Genomic DNA, 6,095 nt, shown 5'->3' on the forward strand with positions numbered 1-6,095 from the left:
ATGACGAAATAATTTAATGCAAATGAGATAATGCCACTGATAACCCCGCCAATTAATCCTGCCTTAATGGCCTCTTTTAAATTATTACTCATAATAATCCCCCTTTATTTCAATGCACACATGCTTTATCCCTATAAGCATACGAACATCAAAATAGATTCTTATTTTATATTTTTTAAATCATTCCTTTGAAAACTAATTTCTTTTGACAACTTCTTTAAATAATTTTTTTTTATTTTTTTAAATGAAAAGTACGTAAATCCTCACCCTATATTAATGCTATAAAAAAGTCCCTCAACATTTTTACAGCACTACTTTTCTACTTTTTAGACTTGGACTTATAAACACACGATTTTGATCTATTATACAGTTTCTAGGTTGACTTCCTTAGCTTCAACAGCAAAATCACGATTGAATTTATGCTCATTTACTAAGCTTACTAATACTATATTGATGGCTAAAATCACCATGAAAACAATATAAGCCCCTTTTAAGCTACCTGTAACCGCAATAGAAATACCACTTAGTAAAAAGTTAAGAGATGTGATAATCCCCTGAATTGGGAAAATAACAGAATTTACTTTCTCAAAACCGTGACGGCCAAAAATAGCAGTTGGTAAAGATGTCGTAAAGTTTGCCGATCCGCCAATGGCCATACCAATCATGAATACAGACACATAAATACTCCAAGGCAGCTCCAAAATATTAAAGAACAATGCCGCTATATACCAAAATCCGAACAATATCATGGATGGCTTTGTGCCATACTTTGTATCAATCACTCCTACTAACCAAGAGCCACCGACTCCTATTGCAGCAAGAACGGTCATGATGCTAATTGCCTGAGTCAAAGTAAAGCCTAATTGCATATTTCTCACAACAAGCTGTGTCATTACCCCTACAGTTACAAGCTGGTAGATACCAGTGGTAACAGCTGCTAGCCATAACTCTCTTTCCGCCAAGAGTCTTTTAACTGTCCAGCCACCATCTTGAGTCTCCTCACTTGACGCAAAATACTCTGTTTCATAAACTTCCTTTGAAACATTATCTGGATACATGTTTTTTTCTTCTGGCGTATCTTTGACCATAAGTAGGCCGATACCACCAAGTGCTAATACCATTACACTTGGAATCATAACCCCTTTTTGGAGGCCTAAAGTATTGACTAAAAATGCAATCATTGGTACGTAAAATGCAGATGCCAGGTTATGGCCCATTGTGGTATAGCCCATAACGATGCCCTTCTTTTTTGGAAACCACTTGGCAACCAGAGTACCACCAGCGATATAGCCGCCCGACATAACCGATCCGGTTACAAGGCAAAGGCAAATGGCATACATGATTAAGCTATTTGCAAGACCAATTCCTGCATAAGCAATCCCTGCAATAAACAGACACACTGCTGACGTCTTTTTAGAGCCATATTTGATGTTGACTTGACCAAAGATAATAAAAAATAAAAATCCTACAATACCTGCAACTGAACCCATGCTTAATACAAGGGAATAATCTATACCTGTTTTAGCCGCAAAAGCCGGTGCTGTGATATTAGAACCATCATTCACCATGCCCACATAGAACCAAAACATTGCCGCACAATAGATTATGACACCCCATCCGCTTTTTCCAAAATTTCCGATACTTGTCTTTTTATTTCTATCCATATAATACGCCCCCAAGATTTTTATCTTTATACATATGAAATCAGAAAGAAGGGAGAGTTGAGTTTAAAAACTCTCCCTCAAGGAATCAAAATTTATTTTATTGCTGTTTGTTTAAGTTTGAATGTTCATTGATTAGTTCAATTTTTTGATTTACTTATTTTGGTTTGATTATTTTGGTTTGATTGTTTCAGGCTCACTATTTTAAGTTTAAGATTTCCTTGGCATCAGCAACGGTTGCCACTTCGTTTCCATATTCTCTAATGAGATTCGCCGCTCTTGTTACGAATTGCGCATTTGATTCAGCAAGCTGCCCTTTGGCATACATTACGTTATCCTCCATGCCCACTCTGACATGTCCGCCCATTGCGATGGCAGTCATTAAAATTGGCATTGCGCCTCTACCAATTCCTAGTGCAGACCAAGTTGATCCTTGCGGAATTAAATTTTTCAAATAGACGAGATTTTCAACTGTTGCAGCAGTTCCCCCAGGTACACCAAGTACAAATTGATAATGTACTGGCTCTTTGAGGACACCCATTTTAAGATAATGCTGTGAATTGTAAATCATACCTGCATCAAATATTTCCACTTCAGGCTTAACATTATTCTCAAGCATAGTCTTACCAAGTGCCTCTAAAAAGTGAGGGTGATTGATGAATAAGGCATTGTGACCCCAGTTCATTGATCCACAATCATAGGAAGCCATTTCTGGTTTAATTGCCTTTAAATGTGCTTGACGCGTTTCATCCGTTGCATTTAAATCACCTGATGTCGTTAAGTTTAAGATGATGTCACATTTTTCTCTGATGAGTTTAACGGTTTCTTCAAATTTAGCAGTGCTCATTGTGCCTTTACCTTCATCATCTCTCATGTGAAGATGTGCCACTGCAGCACCTGCTTTGTAGCACTCAAATACATCCTCAGCGATTTCAGCTGGTGTAAGTGGTATATTGGGATTGTCTTTCTTAGTTGGCCACGCACCAGTGGTGGCAACTGTGATTATTGTTTTTGCCATTTTAATCTCCTAAATTGAACCATAGCTGTATGTTCTCTCTGGAACATCGTTTACATCGTCTTCATCAATTTCTGCAACGCATCTTACCATTGAACCGTCACCCATGTACCATCTAATAGGGAAAGCCATGAACTTAAATCTCTTACCAACAACCTTTTCAAGGTCACCACCTAAGTTTTCGATACCAACGATACCGTTACCAAGCATATATTTATGACATGGTTCCCAAGTTCCCTCTAAACCATGAGACTCTAAGAATCCAAATTTTTCGTCGTATTTTTCTTTACCGAATACTTCGATATAAGTTGCTCTATTAAACTCTGCATAAGCTTCAAGACCAAATTTTTCGATGTACTCATCTGTAATTGGGTATCCTAAATTACCATTTAAGTTCATGCCCAATGGACCACCATTTTTACCCATTGTTGTATGGAGTGGATGATCTAATGCTTGTGAATCCATTGCAACACATTTTGGCTTGTATTTAGCGAACCATTTACCCGCATCAATTCCCGTTCCGCATGAATAGTGATAGTACTCTTTTGAATCATCAAATTTAAGGTGCATGCCTGTTCTTAAACAAACCACCATACCCTCTAACTCTTCTGGCTTGATGTTAGCTCTCTTACATGCATCTTCAAGATGTTTATCCGTAATAAGCCCCCATCTCTCAACTTGAATGTCAAGGCAAACTGCATCGCCACAATATGCGTCCACTGGCATTTCGTGAGTATATCTCGCTCTTTGACCATTAAACTCGTACTCCATAACGTGTCTTGGTGCATCAGCATGTGTACCACAATGCATTACTGCATCAATTTTTTGAGTTAAAACGCCACTTTTTGCAAGATTGTGCATTGTATCAATCTTTGGCTTAGAGAAGTATGGCCATAGTGGAATATCAGCACTAAAAGGATGTGTTAAATCAATAAAAACTTTCTTTCCCATTTTAAAATCTCCTTTAATTTATATTGTTTGAATATGACTTATTTATTGGATATGACTTTTTTGTTGGATATACCTTTTATTTGGACTAACTTTAAGGTGTTACTAAATATTACAGTTTTTAAATCTTGTTTTGACTTGCTTATTTAGATGTTTGAATGTTTCTTTTGATGTTTGAATGCTTATTTTAGATCCTTCGTGACTTCTATTAAATATTCTCTAAGCCTTGTATTTGAAGCTTGAATCTGTTCTGGTGTCCATGTCTGATAGCCTTTGCCTGTCTTAAATCCAAGATCCCCTTGATCTACTAATTGCTTTAATAGAGCAGAAGGTGTGTGAGAGTCTTCTAAATACTTAACAATGTAGTTTTGGATATTGTAAGAAAGGTCAAGCCCTATCATATCTGCGTTTTCCAAGATGCCAAGTATTGGCCATCTTAATCCAGGACCATATCTCAAAGCTTCATCTACAGTGGCTGGGTCTGCAATACCATTTTCGACGATAGAAAGTGCTTCTCTCCAAATGGCATGCTGTAATCTATTTGCGATAAAGCCCGGTACATCCTTCATGCACTTAACGGGCTTCTTGCCAATTTTCTTAAGATAATCATAGGTAATGTCCATCACTTCTAAAGAGGTTTCCTCACCTTTAATCACCTCAACAAGTGGGATTAAGTAAGGCGGATTCCAGAAATGAGTACCAATAACTCTGGATTTATCTTTGGTTTTCGACGCAATTTCAGTAATGCTCATTACAGAAGTATTGGTCGCTAAAATTGCATTTGGCTTACATAGGGGTTCAATGTCCCTGAATAGATTTTGTTTGATTTCCATATTTTCCACAACACACTCAACGATTAAGTCAGCATTCTTGACAGCACTTTCCAAATCGTCTGTAAATGATATCCTGCTTAAAATTGACTCTGCCTCAGTCTGTGTTAAGGCTTCTTTGGAAACCAAAAGCTTTAAATTGTCTTGTACCGGTTTTAAGGGATCATCCTTAGCACTTCTAGACCTTAAAATAACTTTAGTGTCTGAGTCCATTGCAAAAACTTGTGCAAGTCCATTTCCCATTAAGCCCGAACCGAGAATTGTAACATTTTTTATTGTCATTTTTCCCCCTACTAGTTTGCCCAGTATCCGCCATCAACAGGAATGTTGGCACCTGTGATGAAATTACTTGCATCAGACGCTAAGAAAATAGCAGTCCCAACGAAATCATCTGGCTCACCTAATCTACCATAAGGAATTCTCGTTAAGAACTTTGACTTTGCAGTATCGTCCTTAAACATCCACTCAGTAAGTTCAGATCTGAAAACGGTTGGGTTAAAGGTATTGACATTGATACCATGCTCACCCCACTCACATGCTAAAGATTGAGCCATTAAGTCAATCCCACCTTTAGCTGTACAGTAGCCTGTGTAGTTTTTCATGCCAATTTTACTTCTAGCAGAGGACACTAAAATTACTTTACCGCCTTTACCTTGCTTGATCATTTGTTCTCCTGCATACTTGCAACATAACCAAGTGCCTTTAACATTTGCATCCATGATCATTTGCCAGTCTTCTAGAGTGTGGTCTACAATTGACTTCGGTGCATTGAAGCCGGCTGCTGTCACAAGTACATTAACCTCTCCAAAGGCTTCAACTGTTTTTGCGATCAAGGCTTTAACATTTTCCTCATTGCTTGGATCACCGGCAAAATAACAACACTCAATGCCTTTTGAAATCATATCATCATAGATTGGTTTTAAAGTTGCCTCTTTTCTACCATTGAGCATTACTTTTGCACCCGCATAACCAAAGCCATAGCTTAAGGCCTTACCAAGTGCACCAGTAGCACCAGTAATAACGACTGCTTTATTACTGACATCGAACATACCTTTTACGTTGTCTTTAATCATTTTTCCTCCTACTCATAACTGATTGTCACTAGACAAGTTGCAATATTATTAGTTTTGTTGATCATTTCTCTACCTTCATTTGGACCAATAAAAATTGAATCTCCCTTTTTAAGTACAAATTCTTCGTCTTTTGATTTGACAATAATTTCACCTTCTAAGACAAAATAAACTTTTTCAGTAGGCGAATTATCATATGCCCATTCTGCGCCACCGCCCGGAAGAAAATGTGACATCCCCATCCAGAACTTTGTCGCTCCCGTCTCTTCTGTACCATGTAGCTTCATCGCCTTCATATCAAAATGAAGTGGTGCATTGTATGGCGAGACATTTTTAAGCTCAACTTTTTTCATCTTAACACCTCCTAAATCTCATGCCACTCTATAAGTGCAAGAGCCATGCCAAAACTAAAATTGATTTCCTAAAAATAAAAAAGAGAAGCCTCAAACGCTTTAAAATACACGTTTGAGAATTCTCTTCTATCTAATATTACACATTTTATGCTTCTGTATTCTTTTCATTTCTACTCTGGACCGATACGTTTTTGTATCGAAAAATCAATTTTGAATTA

6 protein-coding genes are annotated in these 6,095 nt (G+C 37.5%); all 6 read right to left on the minus strand.

Going from position 1 to position 6,095, the window contains the following annotated elements; genetic code table 11:
• Positions 1 to 362: 362 nt before the first annotated feature.
• The gene (locus AC220I_RS16800; RefSeq protein ID WP_486725019.1) at positions 363 to 1,664 is read right to left on the minus strand and encodes an MFS transporter; all 1,302 of its coding nucleotides are present in this window, start codon (positions 1,662 to 1,664) and stop codon (positions 363 to 365) included.
• Positions 1,665 to 1,860: 196 nt separating this feature from the next.
• The gene (locus tag AC220I_RS16805; RefSeq protein WP_486725020.1) at positions 1,861 to 2,679 is read right to left on the minus strand and encodes a beta-keto acid cleavage family enzyme; all 819 of its coding nucleotides are present in this window, start codon (positions 2,677 to 2,679) and stop codon (positions 1,861 to 1,863) included.
• Positions 2,680 to 2,688: 9 nt separating this feature from the next.
• Complete coding sequence (locus tag AC220I_RS16810; RefSeq protein ID WP_486725021.1) at positions 2,689 to 3,627, minus strand: cyclase family protein; 939 nt, start codon at positions 3,625 to 3,627, stop codon at positions 2,689 to 2,691.
• 179 nt (positions 3,628 to 3,806) lie between these two features.
• Positions 3,807 to 4,736, minus strand: coding sequence for a 3-hydroxyacyl-CoA dehydrogenase family protein (locus tag AC220I_RS16815; RefSeq protein WP_486725022.1), 930 nt, complete (start codon positions 4,734 to 4,736; stop codon positions 3,807 to 3,809).
• 11 nt (positions 4,737 to 4,747) lie between these two features.
• On the minus strand, positions 4,748 to 5,527 hold the full coding sequence (locus tag AC220I_RS16820) for an SDR family NAD(P)-dependent oxidoreductase (protein WP_486725023.1): 780 nt from the start codon (positions 5,525 to 5,527) through the stop codon (positions 4,748 to 4,750).
• An 8-nt stretch (positions 5,528 to 5,535) separates the two neighbouring features.
• The gene (locus AC220I_RS16825; protein WP_486725024.1) at positions 5,536 to 5,877 is read right to left on the minus strand and encodes a cupin domain-containing protein; all 342 of its coding nucleotides are present in this window, start codon (positions 5,875 to 5,877) and stop codon (positions 5,536 to 5,538) included.
• Between the last annotated feature and the right edge of the window lie 218 nt (positions 5,878 to 6,095).

This window comes from Fusibacter sp., assembly GCF_057447755.1.

What these genes read in the sequence shown, in the direction of transcription:
- AC220I_RS16810 (WP_486725021.1), bottom strand. Translation starts at nt 3,627, where the DNA reads ATGGGAAAGAAAGTTTTTATTGATTTAACACATCCTTTTAGTGCTGAT.
- AC220I_RS16800 (WP_486725019.1), bottom strand. Translation starts at nt 1,664, where the DNA reads ATGGATAGAAATAAAAAGACAAGTATCGGAAATTTTGGAAAAAGCGGA.
- AC220I_RS16805 (WP_486725020.1), bottom strand. Translation starts at nt 2,679, where the DNA reads ATGGCAAAAACAATAATCACAGTTGCCACCACTGGTGCGTGGCCAACT.
- AC220I_RS16820 (WP_486725023.1), bottom strand. Translation starts at nt 5,527, where the DNA reads ATGATTAAAGACAACGTAAAAGGTATGTTCGATGTCAGTAATAAAGCA.
- AC220I_RS16825 (WP_486725024.1), bottom strand. Translation starts at nt 5,877, where the DNA reads ATGAAAAAAGTTGAGCTTAAAAATGTCTCGCCATACAATGCACCACTT.
- AC220I_RS16815 (WP_486725022.1), bottom strand. Translation starts at nt 4,736, where the DNA reads ATGACAATAAAAAATGTTACAATTCTCGGTTCGGGCTTAATGGGAAAT.